The organism is Aestuariibius violaceus, assembly GCF_040779325.2.
GTDB lineage: Bacteria > Pseudomonadota > Alphaproteobacteria > Rhodobacterales > Rhodobacteraceae > Aestuariibius > Aestuariibius violaceus.
Map to the genome: position 1 here is coordinate 939,822 of NZ_JBFONT020000001.1, position 19,044 is coordinate 958,865.

The following is a 19,044-nucleotide window of genomic DNA, read 5'->3' on the forward strand; positions in this document are numbered from 1 at the left end:
GGGCCGTCTCCTGTTTCCTCTATGGGGAAAGGTTTGCACTGCTCTGGTCAACCGGGAATGCCGCCCTGCCGTGACGATGCGCCGTTGGGGTTGCCATGCGGAAAGAAGCACCGTTGGGTGGCTACATGGACGACCCATTCGATACGATCTGCGCACATATCGAGGCTCTGACGGCCCGGCCTGCCCCTGAGGGCGTGCTGGCCGGGGCGCTTGCGCGGATCTCGCCCGAGGGAGACGAGCGGGCAGCGATCTTCGGGCGGGCCACACCCGGCGGGCCGCCGGTCGAGGATGCAGGCGTGCGGGTGCGCGTGGCCTCGATCTCGAAGGCAGCGACGGCGCGGGCGGTGGTGGAGACCGTGCTGGCGGGGTGGCTGTCGCTCGATGAACCACTGGTGGAGGTGATCGGGTGGGACGACGCCCCCGCGCAGGTGCGGAAGGTGCGGATCCGGCATCTGCTTTCGCATCTCTCGGGGCTGACGGATCACGGGGGATACATCGTCGATCCGCCGGGATCGGTGACGGCATTCATTGAGGCGACGCCGACGGCGCTGTCGGGCGACGCGCCGGGGATGTTCTTTCGCTATGCGAACCTGAATTACGTGCTGCTCGGGCAGGTGCTGGAGGTGGTCCGGGGCGAGCGGTTCGACAGCATCCTGCGGCGGCTGGTGCTGGAACCCGCGGGGATTGCGGGCGGGTTCAATTGGGCAGGCGTGGACGAGCGGAAGCGGCGGTTGCCGCTCTACCAGTGGACCGGCGGGCGGCTGGTCCTGCAGGTGGACGGGCCGGAGGCGGAGTGGGACGCCGATCTGATCTGGCGGGACGGGGCCGGGCAATCGCTGGAGGACTGGCGGCCCGGCGTGCAGACCTCGTGGTTTTCGCCCCATGCGGGCCTCAGGATGAGCGTCAGCGAAGCCGCCCGGCTCGCCCGGCTGATCGGCCGGGATGACGCTGCCGGGCGGATGCAGCGCGAGGTGCAGTGGGCCCATGACGGCAAGAACGGGGAAGACGGCGACGGGCTGTTCCAGCGATTCGCTTTGGGGTTGTCTGTCTATGAGGGCCACCCGCGTATTCCGGGAAAGCTGGTCGGCCATGCGGGGCACGCGCTGGGCTTCTCCGGCGGGGCCTGGTTCGACCAGGGGAGCGGCACGGCCTGGGCCTATTTTCTCCTTGGAATGCCTGACCTTACGGAAGGTCAGGACGAGGAGGCCTTCTATGCGGAAGATGAACTTTTCATTCTGCGGCAATTCTAGGCAACTGCCCGGTTTCGCACCGGTTTGACCCTACGCGGCTCTTGCACCTTTCGCCAAAGAGGCGAAGGATGCCTGCCATTAAGAAATAGCGGGGCCGCCTCAGATCCATGGTCACCGCAAGACAGGGAGATACCTCATGAAGCGTAGAACCGTTCTGTCGTTTACCGCCGCCACGTTTGTTGCCCTTTCCACCCAGAGCGCGCTCGGCCAGGAGACGCATCCCGAAACCGGGGAGCCGCTGGCCGAGAACCAGACGTTCTCCTACCGCCTGCTCGACCAGTTCCCGACGCTTGATCCCGCGCTGAACGAAGAGACCGCGGGCTTTCACGCGATCCGCCAGCTTTTCGAGGCGCTGGTGAGCCAGGATGCCGAGGGCAACATCATTCCCGGCGTCGCCGAGAGCTGGGAAAACACGGATTACACGACCTGGACGTTCACGCTGCGCGAGGATGCGCGCTGGTCGAACGGAGATCCGGTCACGACCGAGGACTTCATCTATTCCTGGCGCCGTGCGGTCGATCCCGCGACGGCGTCGCCCTATGCGTGGTATATCGAGCTGTCGTCGATCGAGAACGCGGCCGAGATCCTCGCCGGCGAGGCAGATCCCGAGACGTTGGGCGTCGAGGCGGTCGACGAGCGGACGCTCAGGGTCAACCTGACCCAGCCCCTGCCCTTCTTCCCGTCGATTGTGACCTACGCCACTTTCATGCCGGTCCACCGCGCGACGGTCGAAGAACACGGCGACAACTGGACCGCGCCCGAGAACATGGTGTCGAACGGCGCCTATGTGCTGGAAGAGGTCGCCCTGAACGAGCGCTGGTCGGCCACGAAGAACCCGGAATACTGGGATGCCGACAGTGTCATCATCGAAGAGATCACCGGCGTCATCATCAACGATGTGAACCAGGCGCTGACCCGCTGGGAAGCCGACGAGTTCGACCATCTGGAACCGCTGCCCGCTGGATCCTTCCCGCGTCTGCAGGAGCAGTATCCGGACGAGGCGACCTCGATCTCGCGTCTGTGCTCCTATTACTACCAATTCAACCAGCGGCCCGATGCCCATCCGGCGCTGCAGAACCCGGATGTGCGCCGCGCGCTGAGCCTTGCGGTCGATCGGGACGTGATCGTCGACCAGATCCTGCAGGGCGGGCAGCTGGCGGCCTATAACTTCATCCATGCCGATACGGCGGGCTTCACCGTGCCCGAGATCGACTATGCGTCCATGACGCAGGCCGAGCGGGACGCGGAAGCGGCCGAGCTGATCGCCGCAGCGGGTTATGGCCCGGATGGCGAGCCGCTGGAGTTTGAGCTGATTTATAACACCTCGGAAAGCCACCGGCAGATCGCGACCGTCATCAGCCAGATGTGGAAGCAGAAGCTGGGGGTCGACATCACGCTCACCAACTATGAGTGGACGACCTATCTGGACCTGCGGAAGGCCGGGAACTTCGACCTTGCCCGGTCGGGCTGGTGCGCGGATTACAACGAAGGCTCGACCTTCACCAAGATCCTGCGGACCGACCATGAAAACAACGACGGCAAGTATTCCAACCCCGAGGTCGATGCGATCCTAGACACGGTCCTGACGTCGGAAGATCCGAATGCGGGCTATGCCGAGATCGAGCGGATCCTGGCGGCGGATATGGGGATGATCCCGATCTACCATTACGCCAACACCTTCCTGCTTGATGCGACGATCAAGGGCTGGCCCTACGGCAATGCCGAAAACAACTGGTACGTGAAGGACTTCTACCGCGTCGCGGAGGAGTGATCCGTTCCCTCACCTCTGGTCCCGGCCATGTGCCGGGGCCTTTGCCCCTTTCCCGCGCTGACACCGCGGGACCCACTCCGACATCACCTTCGGATAACCCAAGCACGCCCTGACGGAGGGGTGCCATGACCGTTTACATCCTGCGCCGCCTTGCCGTGGCGATCCCGACGCTGCTTTTGCTGATCGTCTTTTCCTTCATCCTGATGGAGGCCGCCCCCGGCAGCCCCTTCGACACCGAACGCGGCGTGCCGCCGCAGGTGCTGGCCAATCTGGAGGCGAAATACGGCCTGGACCGGCCGATGGTCGAGCGGATGGGGATCTATATCTGGAACGTCGTGACCCAGTTCGATTTCGGGCCATCCTTCACCTATACCAACCGGACGGTGAACGACCTGATCGAGCAGGGCTTTCCGATCACGCTGACCTACGGCTTCTGGTCGTTCATCGTCGCCGTCCTCTGCGGCGGGGCGCTGGGGATCGCGGCGGCGGTCTATCACAATTCCTGGCTCGATTACGCCGCCGTCGGGGTGTCGATCGGCGCGCAGGTGCTGCCGAACTTCGTGATGGCGCCGATCCTGGTGCTGATCTTCACGCTTTGGCTGGGCTGGTTGCCGGGGGGCGGCTGGCGCGGGGGGCAGATCGAGTATCTGATCCTGCCGGTCATTGCGCTCTCGACCTCTTACATGGCGTCGATCGCGCGGCTGACGCGATCCTCGATGCTGGAGGTGCTGAATGCGGGCTTCATCCGCACGGCGCGCGCCAAGGGGCTGCCCATGCGGCGTGTGATCTTCCGCCACGCGCTGAAGCCGGCGCTGCTGCCCGTGATCTCGTATCTCGGGCCCGCCTTCGTGGGGATGATCACCGGATCGGTGGTGATCGACATCTTCTTCTCGACGGGGGGGATCGGGCAATTCTTCGTGTCGGCAGCGCTGGCGCGGGATTACTCGGTCATCATGGGGATCACGATCCTCGTGGGGGCGCTGACGATCTTCTTCAACCTTGTGGTCGATGTGCTTTACGCTTGGATCGACCCCAAGATCCGGTATTGAGGGGCCGCCGATGTTCGCTCAGAAAACCATGGCAGAGACGGCCGATCTGGCCGGGCTTCCGGCGGGAGATAAGGGCCGGTCGCTCTGGCAGGATGCAGGCCAGCGTTTCGTGCGGAACAAGGCCGCGATGGCCAGCGTGCCGGTGCTGCTGTTTGTCGTCCTCTTCGCGTCGTTCGGGCAGTTCTTGACGCCCTGGTCGAACGAGGAGGTCGACTGGTCGCTCCTCGGGCAGGTCTACGAGGAAGGCGGACCGTCCTGGGAGAACCGGCATTATTTCGGCGTGGACGAGACGGGGCGCGATCTGTTCGCGCGGACGGTGCAGGGCAGCCGCATCTCGCTGATGATCGGGCTGATCGGCGCGCTGGTGGCCGTGATCGTCGGCACCACCTATGGCGCCGTGGCGGGCTATGTCGGCGGGCGGACCGACCAGCTGATGATGCGGCTGGTCGATGTGCTGATGTCGATCCCCTACATGTTCGTGCTGATCCTGCTGCTGGTCGTCTTCGGGCGGTCGATGTTCATGCTGTTCGTCGGGATCGGCCTGATCTCGTGGCTCGACATGGCGCGGATCGTGCGGGGGCAGACGCTGTCGCTGAAGAATACCGAGTTCGTGGAGGCGGCGGTGGCGACGGGGGTGTCGACCCCGGTCATCATCTTCCGCCACATCGTGCCGAACCTGCTGGGGGTCGTGATCGTCTATGCGACGCTTCTGGTCCCCTCGATGATCATCTTTGAGAGCTTCATCAGCTTCCTCGGCCTTGGCGTGCAGGAGCCGCTGACAAGCTGGGGGGCGCTGATCAATCAGGGGGCGGACCATATGCGCTATGTCGGCTGGATGCTGGGCTTTCCGCTGCTGTTCTTTACCGTCACGCTGTTTGCGCTGTTCTTCATCGGCGACGGCCTGCGCGACGCGCTTGATCCGAAGGACCGCTGATGACCCTGCTGTCGGTCGATAATCTGAGCGTCACGTTCGCGACCAATGACGGCCCGGTGCGGGCCGTGAACGGGCTGTCGCTGGAGCTGGACGCGGGCGCCGCGCTGGCCGTCGTGGGCGAAAGCGGGTCGGGCAAGAGCCAGACGGCGTTCGCCATCATGGGACTGCTGGCCAAGAACGGCCAGGCCGACGGGTCGGTCCGGTTCGAGGGGCAGGAGATCCTCGGCCTGCCGGAGCGGAAGATGAACAGGATCCGGGCCGAGCAGATCGCGATGATCTTTCAGGACCCGATGTCGTCGCTGAACCCCTATATGCGGATCGGTGACCAGATGATCGAGGTTCTGACCCTGCACAAGGGGATGGGCAAGACGGAGGCCCGGGCCGAGGCGGCGCGGATGCTGGATGCGGTCAAGATGCCCGACGCGGCGGCGCGGCTGTCGATGTATCCGCATGAGTTCTCGGGTGGGATGCGGCAGCGGATCATGATCGCGATGGCGCTGCTCTGCCGGCCGAAGCTCTTGATCGCGGACGAGCCGACCACGGCGCTGGACGTCACGGTGCAGGCGCAGATCATGGATCTGCTGGCCGAGATCCGGACGGAGTTCGACACGGCGCTGATCCTGATCACCCATGATCTGGGCATCGTGGCCGAGGCCTGCGAGCGGACGATCGTCCTTTATGGCGGGCGGATCATGGAAAGCGGCCCGACCGAGGAGCTGTTCGCGGCGCCGAGCCACCCCTATACGCTGGGCCTGCTGAAGGCGGTGCCGCGGATCGACATCGATCAGGAGGAACTGGCCGCGATCCCGGGCGAGCCGCCCGATATGTCGCGCTTGCCCGCGGGCTGCCCCTTCGCGCCGCGCTGCCCGCTGAAGATGCCGCGTTGCGAGACGGTGATGCCGGAGCTTCGGCACCATGACCGCCTGCGCCGCGCCTGCCACGCCGAACCGGGAGCCGTCGCCGCATGAGCCTTCTGTCCGTCAGGGATCTGTCCGTCATCTTCGACATCCAGCCGCGCAATGCCTGGCCATGGACACCGCATCACAAGCTTTATGCGGTCACCGACGCCTCGTTCGAACTGGCGGCGGGGGAAACGCTGGGCATTGTCGGCGAAAGCGGGTCGGGCAAGTCAACGCTGGCGCGCGCGATTGCCGGGACGGTGCCGGTGGCCTCGGGCGAGATCATCTTCGACGGCAAGGATCTGGCCGCGATGTCTCCGACGGAGCGGCGCAAGCACCGGCGCGATGTGCAGATGATCTTTCAGGACCCGCTCGCCGCCCTGAACCCGCGGATGACCGTCGGCCAGATCGTGGCCGAGCCGTTGACGACGCACGAGCCGAATCTCGACAAGGCCGAGGTGCGCAGGCGGGCGGGCGAGATGATGGAGCGGGTCGGCCTGCTGCCGAAGCTGCTCAATCGCTATCCGCATGAATTCTCCGGCGGGCAATGTCAGCGGATCGGCATCGCGCGCGCGCTGATCGTGAAGCCGCGGCTGATCCTTTGCGACGAGCCCGTCTCGGCGCTGGACGTGTCGGTGCAGGCGCAGGTGGTGAACCTGTTGCGCGACATCCAGACGGACATGGACCTGTCGATCCTCTTCATCGCCCATGACCTGTCGGTGGTGAAGCACATCTCGGACCGGATCTTCGTGATGTATCTGGGCCGCCAGATGGAGACGGGATCGTCCGCCGATATCGTCCGCGCGCCGCACCATCCCTATAGCCAGGCGCTGCTTGCCTCCGTCCCGGTTCCGGACCCGTCGAAGAAAGCCGCCCATGCCCGCATTCCGCTGGAAGGGGAGCTTCCCTCGCCGCTCGCCCCGCCGTCAGGCTGCGTCTTCCGCACGCGCTGTCCCAAGGCGCAGGAGGTTTGCGCGGGGGAGCGCCCGCCGATGGAAGAAGTCAGCACCGGCCACCTCTCGGCCTGCTATTTCAACGAGCGGATGGATTTTCACCGCGACGCGGCGGAATAGGCGCGCTCGAGCGGTTGGGACGGGATCACGTTCGCCTCGGGACCGTAGGGGAAACCGGTGATGTTCTCCGCCCCCGTCTCGGTGACGACGAGGATGTCATGCTCGCGGTACCCCCCTGCGCCACGCTTGCCCTCTGGCACCCACAGCATCGGTTCCATCGAGAGGACCATGCCGGGCTCTAGGGCGGTCTCGATGTCTTCCCGCAGTTCCAGCCCCGCTTCCCGGCCGTAATAGTGGCTGAGGAGGCCGAAGGAATGGCCATATCCGAAGGATCGGTACTGAAGGACGCCTTCGTATTTGAGGAAGCGGTTCAGTTCGGCGCAGATCCCCGCGCAGGTCGCCCCGGGGCGGATGAGCGATAGCCCAAGCTCGTGCGCCGCAACATTGATCCGCCAGAGGCGCAGCACCTCATCCGGCGGCTCGCCCAGAAAGAGCGTGCGTTCGAGCGCGATGTAGTAGCCCGAGATCATGGGGAAGGCATTCAGCGACAGGAGGTCGCCGTCCTGCAGAACACGCGTTGTCACGGGGTTATGCGCACCATCGGTGTTGGGGCCGGACTGGAACCAGACCCAGGTGTCGCGCAGCTCGCTCCCCGGAAAGGTGCGCGCGATCTCGGCCTCCATCGCGTCGCGTCCGGCCATGGCGACATCGATCTCTCGCGTGCCCGGGCGGATCGCATCGCGGATCGCGGCGCCGCCGATATCGGCGATGCGTGCGCCTTCCCGGATCAGCGCGATTTCCTCGTCCGACTTGACCATTCGCATCGCCATCGTGTCGAAGGCAACATCGACAAGCCGCCGGTCGCCCAGATGGATGGCCAGCGCCGTCCGCATGGACAGTGTCAGGTGATCCCACTCCACCCCCAGCTGCCCGGGCGGGAGGAGGTCGGCAGCTGCGCGCCAGAAGTTATCGCGCTGCCAGTCTGTATAGATGACGTTGTCGCCAACAGACCGGCGCGCAGGCTGTCCGCCATCGATACGGGAACTGATCGTCGTGCAGCGCTCTGGCGTCACGACGCAGCCATAGGGGCGGCCGAAACTGCAGGGCAGGAAGCCGGAGTAGTAGGCGATGTTGTGTGTCGAGGTCAGCAGCACCGCGGGCAGGTCTTTCTCGGCCATCATTGCGCGCAGGGCGGCCAGCCGGCGTTCGTATTCCGCGTCGCTGAAGGGGCGTGGGGCTTTGGAGACGGTCTGATTGGTGAAGAAATTGGGACGGACTTCCATAACGGACTCCGAAGATGTCCGGGCGTACAGGACGGATAACAATGAAAAAGCCGACGACGCCATCGCCGACGGGTTAAACCTATGGCGGTGGCCGCTATCCATGCAAGAGTGTTGAACCTTTTGAAAACGAGATCGTCCGGGTTAGGCTGGGAGCAGACTCACTCCAAGGGGGAAACCGATCATGAAAGTTCTCTCGTTATCCTGCGCCGCGCTTTTTGCGGCAACGACCGCTTCGGCCTGGACGCTCGACGGGGAGGCGTCGGCGATCGGCTATGTCAGCATCAAGAACGCGGACACGGCAGAACCCAATCTGCTGCCCGGCCTCAGCGGGTCGGTCGACGAGGACGGCACGGCGGAGATCCAGATCGATCTCGCCACGGTCGAGACCTATATCGACATCCGCAACGAACGGATGCAGGAGCATCTGTTCAGGGTCGCAGAGCATCCGGTCGCCACGCTGACGGCCGAGCTTGATATGGCCGACTACGAGACGATGGCCGCGGGCGAAACCAAGCAGACGGAATTTGCCGTGACCGTCGCCACCAACGGGGAAGAGCGGACCTATGATGCGCTCGCCACCGTGACGCGGGTGGGCGAGGATCGGGTCGCCGTCGCCTCACGCCAGCCGGTGATCGTCTATGCCGACGAACTGGGCTATGCGGACGGGCTTGTGACGCTGCAGGAGATTGCGGGGCTCGACTCCATCCAGCTGGCCGTACCGGTGAACTTCACGCTGGTCTTCGACCGCTAGGGGCACGACCCCGAGGGATAGAGTGGGCCGGGGGACCGTCCTTGCGGACGATCGACCCCGACCCGGCCGGGCACCCAGCTGCCCGGCCACCCTTCCCACGCATTCCGGTCGCCTGCTCGCGGCCAGCAATCCGCGGTCCAGTCCATCGTCAGCGTAGTGGACGCCGGGGCGTCCTGGACACGTCCCCGGCCGATGCGGCACACACCAACTCCAGCAATTTCACACCATACTCAAACCCGCATCGGGCAGATTTCTCACTCGTGCAGAAGCACCCTTTACCGTCAAAACCTAACCTGCGCCGTCATCACCCGAAGGCGCGGCGGGACTTGGACCGGACAGGGGGTTTTTCGCGGTTATTCCGGACGGCCGGTGCCACGATTGGGTCTGAAATGGGGCGGCGGCACAAAATGTGGCGTGGACGGAGTAGAGGGTCGGACGACCTAAAGAACGATCTCGCCTAAGCCAAACTGCGCCCCGATCACGCCGATGACGATACCGACGGGCAGGCTGAAGAGGAGGGCGAGAGGTCTGCGTTTATTTATCTTTTGTTTGGTCACGAAAAATCTTCCCGTGAATATCCAATCGGACAGCCGCTCCAAAAACAGATAGAAAACGTACCAACATCCGAACAGGACCGGGATGATGATGATCATTGGCCAGAACGGGGTGCCCACGAGGTCTACCATGCCGTCGACAGCCAAGCCGAGAAAAACCCCTATCGCGACAATTGCAGCCGCGTTGAACCAGTCAAACGCCTGCATCTTACGTCTTTCACTCATAGATCCGTCACTCGTCACACCAAAGGTCCAGGACGAGAAAACACGCTGGATCCAAGCTGCGCAAGCTTCTCGTCGTCTGGCAGGAAACCGACAGACCGCAAAAAAGCCAGCGGGTTGTTTTGGTTGCTGGTCTCATATCGCATTGCCGTTTCTGGCTTGGGGAGGACAAATCCTCCATCACGATATCTGACAGAGTGCTCTGCCATCGTATTTGCCATGAGGCGGCCGCACGCTCTGATCCGTGATTGCGCCACGAGGGGCGGACCTGTAAATCCGGGATCAGCACCTGCCGGGACCGCCTTACAGGGGAACATCATATGCCACACCGCGCCGAGACATCGAGCCGCGCCCTTCTGGGGCGTCTGCGCGATGCCATGGCCGATGGCGGTGGCGACGGGCAGGCGCGGCTGGACCGGATCGTGGACCTGATCGCCTCGTCCATGCAAACCGAAGTATGTTCGATCTACCTCTTCCGCGACGCCGAGACGCTTGAGTTGAGCGCGACAGAGGGCCTGGCGGCGGAGGCCGTGCACAAGACGCGGATGCGGCTGGGCGAAGGCCTCGTCGGTCGGGTGGCGCGGCAGAAAAGCGTCATCAACACCGCGAACGCACCGGGCGAGAAGGGTTTCCGCTACATGCCCGAGACGGGGGAGGAGCGGTTCTCGTCCTTCCTTGGCGTGCCCATCCAGCGGCTGGGCGAGGTGCTGGGCGTTCTCGTCGTTCAATCAAAGCAGGCCCGTGAGTTCACGCCTGACGAGATCTATGCGCTGGAAGTCGTGGCCATGGTTCTGGCCGAGATGACCGAACTCGGCGCCTTCACCAACGAAGGCACCGGCATCGCCGCGCGGCACCAGCAGCCGGTTCTGTTCCGCGGGATCTGCGCGCAGGAAGGCGCGGTCGAAGGCTGCGTCTTTCTGCACGAACCGCGGGTCGTCATCACCAACCCCTTCGCAGGCGATACGGTAACCGAGCTGAAACGGCTGACCGACGCGGTCGACACCCTGCGCGTGTCGGTCGACCAGCTGCTGTCGGGCGCGACCGTCACGGGGGCCGATCAGGCGGAGGTGCTTGAGGCCTACCGGATGTTCGCCAATTCCCGGTCGTGGCTGCGCCGGATGGAGGAGGACATCAAGGGCGGCCTGTCGGCGGAGGCGGCGGTCGAGAAGGAGCAGTCTCTGGCCCGGTCGCGGATGGAGCAGGCGGGCGACAATTACCTGCGTGACCGCTTGCATGACCTCGACGATCTGTCGAACCGGCTCTTGCGTATCCTGACCGGCCAGGGGCAGGAGACAGGCGCCGAGATCCCGCCGAACGCCGTTCTCGTGGCGCGCAATATCGGGCCGGGAGAGCTGCTGGATTACGGCAAGACGATGCTGCGCGGGATCGTGCTTGAAGAGGGCTCGGTCGGGTCACACGCGGCGATCGTCGCGCGGGCCTGGGCGATCCCGCTGGTCATCAACGCGCGCGGTATCACGACCGAGGCGTTGAACCGCGATCCGATCCTTGTCGACGGGGATCAGGGCATCGTCCACCTGCGGCCCGACGATACCGTCCACGCTGCGTTCAAGGACAAGATCGCGATGGCCACCCGCGCGCAGGAGCGCTACGCGTCCCTGCGCGAGAAGCCGGCGAAGGCCCGGTGCGGGTCGGTCGTGGCGCTGCACATGAATGCAGGGCTGATGGCCGATCTTCCCTCGCTTGACGGGTCGGGGGCCGAGGGTGTGGGCCTGTTCCGGACCGAGCTGCAATTCCTCGTCCGCAACCAGATGCCCACGCGGACGGAGCTTGCGAACCTCTACAAACGGGTGCTTGCGGCGGCAAAGGGCAAGCGCGTGGTGTTCCGCACCCTCGATATCGGATCGGACAAGGTGCTGCCCTACATGAAGCGGCAGGACGAGCCGAACCCGGCGCTGGGCTGGCGCGCGATCCGCGTGGGCCTCGACAAGCCGGGCGTCCTCAGGATGCAGCTGCAGGCGCTGATCCGGGCGGCCGATGGCGGGCCGCTGACGGTGATGTTCCCGTTCATCGCGCAATACGAGGAATATACGGCCGCGAAGGCGGAACTCGACAAGGCGCTGGAGCGCGAGACGATCCTGGGCCATCCCCTGCCCTCGACGGTTGAGGTCGGCGCGATGCTTGAGACGCCGTCGCTGGGCTTTGCGCCGACGAAGTTCTTTCAGGAGGTAGAATTCCTGTCGATCGGCGGGAACGACCTCAAGCAGTTCTTCTTTGCCGCCGACCGTGAAAACGAACGTGTGCGGCGGCGCTACGACACGCTGAACGTGTCGTTCCTGTCCTACCTCGAAATGGTCGTGGAGCGCTGCAAGGAGACGGGCACGCCGCTGTCGTTCTGCGGGGAAGATGCAGGCCGCCCGGTCGAAGCGGTGTGCTTTGCCGCGATGGGCCTCAGGACGCTCTCGATGCGCCCCGCCTCGATCGGGCCGGTCAAGCATCTGATCTGCCGGGTCGACCTGGACGAGGCGCGCGCCGTGATCGACGCCGCCCGTGACAGGGGTGAGATGTCCGTGCGCCGCGCCGTGTCGGACTGGCTGCGGACCCTGCCTTAGGATCGAGCCGCTAGGGCTGCAGCATCCGGCCAAGCGGACGCCCGCCCAGGATATGGACATGCAGATGCGGCACTTCCTGCACGCCGTTCACTCCGGCGTTCGAGATCGCCCGGAACCCGTCCGCCTCGACCCCTTCCATCTTGCAGACCTCGGCGATGGCGCGCATCCAGCCGATGATCTCGGCCTCGCTCGCCTCGGCTGCGAAATGGGCGAAATCGACGTAAGGCCCCTTGGGGATGATCAGAACATGGACCGGCGCCTGCGGGCGGATATCGCGGAAGGCGAGCGCGTGGTCGTTCTCGTAGACCGTGTCGTTCGGGATCTCGCCCCGCAGGATCTTGGCAAAGATATTCTGGTCGTCATAGGTCGGCATCGCGCCCTCCCCTCAATCGGCAAAAAGATGATCCGTCTCGGCGATCTGAAGCCCGATCTCGGCGGGGACATCCAGGAATTCGGCAATCGCAGCACCATTCTCGGCTGGTGAGGACGTCTCGCGAACGCGCCCGAAATTCGGGAAGTTCGCATCCCGCAGCCGCTCGCTTTCATAGCGGATATCGTAGCGGATGGTCGGCAGCAGACGTTCCAGGGTCGCGGCCTCGGTGTTTTCGCCGGCAAGCCCCACACGCAGGGCATGGCCGGTCAGATACTCGTCGGTGAAGGTGCTTTCGACCTCCAGCACTCGCATGGTCGACCGGTCGGATCCGAAATCGGTCAAGAGATCGAAATGGGACGGGTCCAGGCAGATGACCAGCCGGTCGGTCCCGAAATGATCGAACAGCATCCGCATCAGCGACCGCCGGTGGCGGTTGCGCTTTTCCAGCGTCGACTGGATACCGCCGAGATCCGGCAGCTCCGTATGTTCTTCGCTGAAGAGGTAGTCGATCGTCGGCACGTTGGTGAACTTCCGGATCGCCTCCACAAGGCGCTTGGCCACGTGCCACTTCTTGCTGACGACGACCATCAGCTCCCGGTCACGGCCGAGGGAGCTTTCCGTTTCCCAGAACCGGGCGGCGAACCGGCGCCCCTCGCGCCCGCGGCCGGTGAGGAAGGAATAGAGGTTCTGCCCCTCGTTCGAGACGGCGAAGTCCTGACGGTCAGAGGCATAGAGCACGCCCAGACGATCTCTCAACTCGTGCGCCTCGGGGCTGATCTTGCGGGCAAAGAGGTAATCCTGGTTGAGCAGCATGTCATAGTGATCGTTGTAGAACGTCACCGGCATCCCGTAGTCGGAGAAGAGCAGGAAGGTCAGCGTGCGCGGCCGGATCTCCTCCTCGGGCACCAGATGGCGCACCAACGTCTGAAAGAACGTCTCGTCCGGGATCCAGGTGGTGCGGAAGAACCGCAGGACGTCGGGCCGCTGCGCCAGGAAATCCATGATCGCCTGGACCGTCTTGCGACGAAGGCACCACCACTGGCTGCCGATCATGATCTCCAGATCTTCGGGAATCGCCCGTTCCAGCCCCAGCCGTCGCTGCAGGTTCATCGAGGCATAGAAGAGCCCCTTGCTCTCCCGCTCGTTGAAGAAATGACGGTAGATCAGCCGCTCTTCCTTCAGGCCGGTCTTGATCCAGCCGCTTTCGAAGAAATCGACGCTTTCGATATAGTCGGCATCGTGCCCGTCAAGCACGCCCTTGGCATAACGGGCCGACTTGATCGCCATGCAATCGCCCGAAACCATGTAGAGGTGCGTCGTATCCTCGAACGCCTCCAGGGCGGCCTCGATGGCGTTCAGCGTCGCCTGAACAAGGCTCCACGCGCCCCAGCCACAGCGCACCCGGGTCCTGGCGAAGACCACGCCCGGATTGTCGGCCAAGGCTTCGGTAATGCGCCTGTAATCCGCCTCGGACGCGCGCGCATCATAGTGGATCGCGATGCAGTCGCCGGTCGCCGTCAACTGCTCTGCCTGCTGGATCACCCCTGCCGGGTTCTTATGGCACAACAGAATGAAGGCGATTTTGGCCAAGGCGATATCCGGTGCGGGGGGCTTTTGTCCGCTCAGATAACGGAAAGCCGCATTGAAGTGGAAGGGGATGTTTGCTTTTTTGTCGCGGAGGTAACGAGGGGGCGGCACCCGCCGCGGTGACACGAATGGCAACTTTCCCAGGAACATGGATGACCACCAGCGAAAGCATGGTCTACCGGGTGGTGCCGAAATGCGCCTGCTCGTCCATCGGTCAGATCATGTATTTCTCCGACCACGGAGAGTTCTTCGACGGCGACATCCACGATGCAACGTCGGGCCTGCACAAATGGGCAATCGACGACAGCCAGTCGCTGATCGCCGATAACGTGACCACCCATCGCAGCTATGCCTTCACCTGCGTGCGCAACCCCTACACGCGAATCCTGTCGTCGTTCTTCGACAAGATCTGCGGCATCCAGCGGAACGGGCGGCGTTACCGCGGCAACCTCGTCCCGCAGATTATCCAGAAATACGGGATCGAGGTCGGTGGCGAGGACGGCAAGCAGGAGTTCGACCAGATCCGGTCGTTCCGGCGGTTCCTGTTATTCGCACGCGACACGATCCGCTTCCGCCGCCCAATGGACCCCGACATTCACTGGTCGCCCGTTGCCAGTCACGTGTCGACCTTCATCGCCAATGGCGGGCGCTACGACCACATCTTCTGGACCGAGAAGTTCAACGACGGCATGCAGGGCGTCCTCGACGCGGTCGAGACACCCAAGCCCGTCGACCTCGCGGCGATCCCCCGTTTCAACGAAAGCGAAGGCCACGGCCCCAAACGCGCCCACCCGGTCGAGGATTACTTCGACGACCTCTCGATGCATCTCGTCTACGAGATCTACAAGAAGGACTTCCTTCTGTTCGGCTACGATCCTCAGGATCCGTCGAACAAGATGCCCGTGCGGGAGATCGATCTGACGGAGGTGCACGCCAAGCTGGGCGATTGATCCGAGACGATTTTGTTCACGGCAGGGAGGAGCAGGGGGCGTTGCCCCCTCTTGGCTGCGCCAATTCACCCCCAGGATATTTCAAGAGGCAAAGAAAGCCTTTCTTAAGCTGAATCGCGGATACCGAATGGGCGGTACAGGCGGGGACGCCGATGATCGCAGGCGAAGACGGTTCCTGGAGCCCGGCTGCATCGGCAGGTGCCGACCGACCGGTCTCCGGGGCCCCACCTCCTATCGAAGGCATGTTAACCCTAACGGATGCTAACCTTAACGACCGCTGGAGAAAGGAGAGCTTGCGGCTCGTCTTTGCCTTGTAAATATCCTCGCCGAAGGCAATCCCGCACTCTGAACAGGCGCAGGCGCCGGATCAGACCAGCCCCGCCTTCGCAAACAGCGCCTTCAGATCCGTCTCGGGCCGCGGGCCGATATGGGAGATGACTTCGGCGGCGGCGACGCAGCCCATCTTGCCGCAGGTCTCGGCGTCGCGGCCGGTGGCGAGCCCGTAGAGGAAGCCGGCCGCGAACTGATCGCCCGCGCCGGTTGCATCGACGGGGACCACGTGGTCGACCGGGATCTCGGCCCGAACGCCGTCATGGACCACCGTTACGGGCGAGCCGGACCGCGTGAAGGCGACCGTCCCGCATTCCGTCACCGCATGGTCGAGCGCGGCGTGGAAATCGGTGACCTCGTAGAGCGACATCCATTCCTCCTCGTTGCCGATGACGAACTCCATCTCCTGATGCACCAGCCGCCGGAAATCGGCGCGGTGTCGGTCGACGCAGAACGGATCGCTCAAGGTGATCCCGGGCTTGCCGCCGCCCGTGCGGCAGGCCGCCGCGGCGGCGAGGAAGGCGCTCTTGTTCGTGTCCTTGTCGAACAGGTAGCCTTCGAGGAACAGGAACCGCGCACGGCCCAGATCGGCCTCGGGCACGTCGTCGGCCACGAGCGCGGTGCTCTCTCCCAGAAACGTGTTCATCGACCGCTCGCCGTCCGGCGAGACAAAGATCATCGACCGCGAGGTCGGCAGGTCCGCCTCCGCCACCGGCGCATTCATGAAAGCCGTGCCGCCGTTGTTCATCGCATCGGCATAGAACCGGCCCAGCGCATCGTCAGCCACGCGCCCCACAAAGCCGCAATCGAGCCCCAGCATGCCGACACCCGCCAGCGTGTTCGCCACCGACCCGCCCGGCGTCTCCACCCGGCTGTCCATCGCGGCATAAAGCACTTCGGCCCGCTCGCGCTCGACCAGCTGCATGATCCCCTTGGTGATCCCCATCTGGCCGAGGAACAGGTCACTCGCAGGGGCGATCACGTCGACCATCGCATTGCCGATGCCGACGACGTCGTAGGTTTTGCTCATGAGACCTCGGTCTTCTCTTCAAAGGGGCACAGGTCACGGATCAGGCAGGCCGGGCAGGCGGGCTTGCGCGCCTTGCAGATGTAGCGGCCATGCAGGATCAGCCAATGGTGGGCGTGGCGGGCGAAATCGACGGGCACGTTGTCCTCGATCGCGCGCTCGACTGCGATCACGTCCTTGCCGGGCGCGATGCCGGTGCGGTTGCCGACGCGGAAGATATGGGTGTCGACCGCTTGCGACGGATACCCCCACCACATGTTCAGCACCACATTCGCCGTCTTCCGCCCCACTCCGGGCAGGCTTTCCAGCGCCGCGCGCGAATTGGGCACCTCACCGCCATACTCCTCGACCAGGATCCGGCTCAGCCGCATCACGTTCTTGGCCTTGTTCCGGTAGAGCCCGATCGACTTGATGTGCTGGGTCAGCCCCTCCTCGCCCAGATCCAGCATCTTCTGCGGCGTGTCGGCGATTTCGAACAGGGCCTTCGTCGCCTTGTTCACCCCCGCATCCGTCGCCTGCGCCGACAGCGCCACGGCCACGACAAGCGTGTAGGCGTTCAGATGCTCCAGCTCGCCCTTGGGCTCGGGTTCCGCCTCGTGAAACCGGTCAAAGACCTGACGGATCGTATGATAATCAAGCTGTTTCGCCATCCGCGCCCCTATGCCTGCGCGGCACGAGATGCGCAATATCCGGGTCGCAGGAGGGGTGCGGATCCCCTAGTTTAAGGGCAACAGAAGATCTCCGGAGGGCACATCCATGCTCCAGACCCGCACCGACCCGACCGACAGCTACCACTTCCACGTGATGCGCCGCGCGATCGAGGCGATCGATGCCTCGACCGAGACCCAGCCGACGCTCGACCAGATCGCAGCGCAGATGGATATGAGCCCGGCGCATTTCCAGCGGCTCTTTTCCCGCTGGGCGGGCGTTTCGCCCAAGCGCTACCAGCAATACCTGACGCTGGGTTATGCCAAGAGCCTGCTCGACGATCGCTTCACGACGCTTGATACGGCCAATGCCGTGGGCCTCTCCGGCACCAGCCGCCTGCACGACCTGTTCCTGCGGTGGGAGGCGATGAGCCCCGGCGAATACGCCCGCAAAGGCGACGGCCTGACGATCCGCTATGGCTGGGTCGAAAGCCCCTTCGGCGACACGCTGGCCATGGCGACCGACCGTGGTATCTGCGGCATGGCCTTCGCCGAGGAAACAGGTCGCGACGCCGCCTTGGACGACATGACATCCCGCTGGCCCAACGCGACCTTCATCGAGGACACCGAGGCGGTGGAGAAACTGACCCACGCCGCCTTCGGCCTGGGCGGCGAGGCGCAGCTGCACCTTATCGGCGCGCCGTTCCAGATCAAGGTGTGGGAAGCGCTTCTGCGCATCCCGTCGGGCCACGTGACGACCTATTCCGAGATCGCTCAGGCCATCGGCCACCCCAAAGCCGTCCGCGCCGTGGGCACCGCCGTGGGCCGGAACCCGGTCAGCTGGCTGATTCCCTGTCACCGGGCGCTGAGGAAATCGGGCGGTCTGGGGGGCTATCACTGGGGCCTTCCGGTCAAGCGCGCCATGCTGGCCTATGAAGGCGCCCGCCAGGACGGGGCGGCCTGACCGGCTTATTTTCGCCGGAACTCCCCTATCAGAGACGTGTTATTGAATATCAGGGGCATGGGGCTGTAATCCGGCCCCATACCCCGGGCACGCAGTGCGTCTGCGCGCCTGTCAGAGATAAAAATGAAAGTAGAGACCATGGCTTCGATCACGAAAACCCTCGCGCTCATGACCGCCGGTACGCTCGCATTGACCGCCTGCGCCCCGCTCCAGGATCCGAACAACCCGAACCGGAACACCCAGACGGGTGCCCTGATCGGCGGTATCGGCGGCGCCGTCGTCGGCGGGCAGATCGGCGACAGCGAAGAGCAACGCCGCCGTAACGCGGTCGTCGGCGCCCTGGCCGGTGCCGGTGGTGGCGCCCTGGTCGGCAACCGCCTTGACCAGCAAGAGGCCGCCCTGCGCGCCGCGCTCGGCAACCAGGTTGGCATCCAGAACACGGGCAATCAGCTGATCCTGACCCTGCCGCAGGACATCCTCTTCGCGACCGACAGCGCCACGCTGCGGCCCGACCTGCAGCGCGACCTGCGCGCCCTGGCCGCGAACCTGCAGCAATATCCCGACACCCGCGTCAACGTGATCGGCCACACCGACAATGTGGGCGAGGCTGGCTATAACCAGGGCCTGTCCGAACGCCGCGCGCGGTCTGTCGCGAACACCCTGATCAATTCCGGCGTGTCACCGTCCCGGATCTCGGCCACCGGCCGCGGCGAAAGCCAGCCGGTCGCGACGAACCTGACGCCGGAAGGCCGTCAGCAGAACCGCCGGGTCGAGGTCATCATCACCCCGATCTAAGGGGTTATTCGAGCAGACGTCTCACCCTCCACGGAGACGCTCAGTGGGCCGCCCCTCCTGCCCGAGGGGCGGCCC

17 protein-coding genes are annotated in these 19,044 nt (G+C 64.4%); 11 read left to right on the forward strand and 6 right to left on the reverse strand.

Annotated features, from left to right (window positions below):
* Window positions 1-95: 95 nt before the first annotated feature.
* From AADZ90_RS04675 to AADZ90_RS04700, 6 genes are all read left to right on the forward strand, one after another.
* Entirely contained in the window at window positions 96-1,250 is a 1,155-nt protein-coding gene (locus AADZ90_RS04675) for a serine hydrolase domain-containing protein (protein ID WP_367308913.1), read from the forward strand.
* A 136-nt stretch (window positions 1,251-1,386) separates the two neighbouring features.
* Window positions 1,387-3,021: a peptide ABC transporter substrate-binding protein gene (locus AADZ90_RS04680; RefSeq protein ID WP_367308912.1), complete on the forward strand. Its 1,635-nt coding sequence runs from the start codon at window positions 1,387-1,389 to the stop codon at window positions 3,019-3,021.
* A gap of 125 nt (window positions 3,022-3,146) precedes the next feature.
* On the forward strand, window positions 3,147-4,070 hold the full coding sequence (gene oppB, locus AADZ90_RS04685) for an oligopeptide ABC transporter permease OppB (protein WP_367308911.1): 924 nt from the start codon (window positions 3,147-3,149) through the stop codon (window positions 4,068-4,070).
* A gap of 10 nt (window positions 4,071-4,080) precedes the next feature.
* Complete coding sequence (locus AADZ90_RS04690; protein ID WP_367308910.1) at window positions 4,081-5,004, forward strand: ABC transporter permease subunit; 924 nt, start codon at window positions 4,081-4,083, stop codon at window positions 5,002-5,004.
* A complete protein-coding gene (locus AADZ90_RS04695; RefSeq protein WP_367308909.1) occupies window positions 5,004-5,972 on the forward strand; it encodes an oligopeptide/dipeptide ABC transporter ATP-binding protein in 969 nt (322 codons plus the stop codon). Before AADZ90_RS04690 ends, AADZ90_RS04695 begins: the two co-directional genes overlap by 1 nt.
* Complete coding sequence (locus AADZ90_RS04700; RefSeq protein WP_367308908.1) at window positions 5,969-6,976, forward strand: ABC transporter ATP-binding protein; 1,008 nt, start codon at window positions 5,969-5,971, stop codon at window positions 6,974-6,976. Before AADZ90_RS04695 ends, AADZ90_RS04700 begins: the two co-directional genes overlap by 4 nt.
* On the opposite strand, the gene AADZ90_RS04705 is transcribed toward AADZ90_RS04700, so the two are convergent.
* Window positions 6,955-8,199 carry an aminopeptidase P family protein gene (locus AADZ90_RS04705; RefSeq protein ID WP_367308907.1) on the reverse strand — a complete coding sequence of 415 codons (1,245 nt, stop codon included), beginning with the start codon at window positions 8,197-8,199 and terminating at the stop codon, window positions 6,955-6,957. The two genes, AADZ90_RS04700 and AADZ90_RS04705, sit on opposite strands and share 22 nt — an antisense overlap.
* A gap of 181 nt (window positions 8,200-8,380) precedes the next feature.
* Between AADZ90_RS04705 and AADZ90_RS04710 the strand changes: the two genes are divergently transcribed.
* Entirely contained in the window at window positions 8,381-8,950 is a 570-nt protein-coding gene (locus AADZ90_RS04710) for a YceI family protein (protein ID WP_367308906.1), read from the forward strand.
* Between the two features lie 440 nt (window positions 8,951-9,390).
* Here AADZ90_RS04710 and AADZ90_RS04715 read toward each other — a convergent pair whose 3' ends face one another.
* Window positions 9,391-9,711, reverse strand: coding sequence for a hypothetical protein (locus tag AADZ90_RS04715; protein WP_367308905.1), 321 nt, complete (start codon window positions 9,709-9,711; stop codon window positions 9,391-9,393).
* 335 nt (window positions 9,712-10,046) lie between these two features.
* On the opposite strand from AADZ90_RS04715, the gene ptsP reads away from it, so the two are divergent.
* Window positions 10,047-12,296 (forward strand): phosphoenolpyruvate--protein phosphotransferase, encoded by a 2,250-nt coding sequence (ptsP, locus tag AADZ90_RS04720; RefSeq protein WP_367308904.1) that lies wholly within the window; start codon window positions 10,047-10,049, stop codon window positions 12,294-12,296.
* Between the two features lie 10 nt (window positions 12,297-12,306).
* Here ptsP and AADZ90_RS04725 read toward each other — a convergent pair whose 3' ends face one another.
* Complete coding sequence (locus tag AADZ90_RS04725) at window positions 12,307-12,669, reverse strand: histidine triad nucleotide-binding protein (protein WP_367308903.1); 363 nt, start codon at window positions 12,667-12,669, stop codon at window positions 12,307-12,309.
* A 12-nt stretch (window positions 12,670-12,681) separates the two neighbouring features.
* Window positions 12,682-14,259: a DUF5928 domain-containing protein gene (locus AADZ90_RS04730; protein ID WP_367308902.1), complete on the reverse strand. Its 1,578-nt coding sequence runs from the start codon at window positions 14,257-14,259 to the stop codon at window positions 12,682-12,684.
* 149 nt (window positions 14,260-14,408) lie between these two features.
* On the opposite strand from AADZ90_RS04730, the gene AADZ90_RS04735 reads away from it, so the two are divergent.
* Window positions 14,409-15,206, forward strand: coding sequence for a sulfotransferase family protein (locus AADZ90_RS04735; RefSeq protein WP_367308901.1), 798 nt, complete (start codon window positions 14,409-14,411; stop codon window positions 15,204-15,206).
* A 367-nt stretch (window positions 15,207-15,573) separates the two neighbouring features.
* Here the strand turns inward: AADZ90_RS04735 and AADZ90_RS04740 are convergent, their stop codons facing one another.
* Together AADZ90_RS04740 and nth are read right to left on the reverse strand one after the other, a co-directional pair.
* On the reverse strand, window positions 15,574-16,566 hold the full coding sequence (locus AADZ90_RS04740) for an adenosine kinase (RefSeq protein ID WP_367308900.1): 993 nt from the start codon (window positions 16,564-16,566) through the stop codon (window positions 15,574-15,576).
* Complete coding sequence (gene nth / locus AADZ90_RS04745; protein WP_367308899.1) at window positions 16,563-17,213, reverse strand: endonuclease III; 651 nt, start codon at window positions 17,211-17,213, stop codon at window positions 16,563-16,565. Before nth ends, AADZ90_RS04740 begins: the two co-directional genes overlap by 4 nt.
* A gap of 106 nt (window positions 17,214-17,319) precedes the next feature.
* Here nth and AADZ90_RS04750 point away from each other — a divergent pair, with 106 nt between their 5' ends.
* Entirely contained in the window at window positions 17,320-18,174 is an 855-nt protein-coding gene (locus AADZ90_RS04750) for a methylated-DNA--[protein]-cysteine S-methyltransferase (RefSeq protein WP_367308898.1), read from the forward strand.
* A gap of 138 nt (window positions 18,175-18,312) precedes the next feature.
* The gene (locus AADZ90_RS04755; protein ID WP_490372063.1) at window positions 18,313-18,969 is read left to right on the forward strand and encodes a YiaD family glycine zipper/OmpA-like lipoprotein; all 657 of its coding nucleotides are present in this window, start codon (window positions 18,313-18,315) and stop codon (window positions 18,967-18,969) included.
* Window positions 18,970-19,044: the final 75 nt, after the last annotated feature.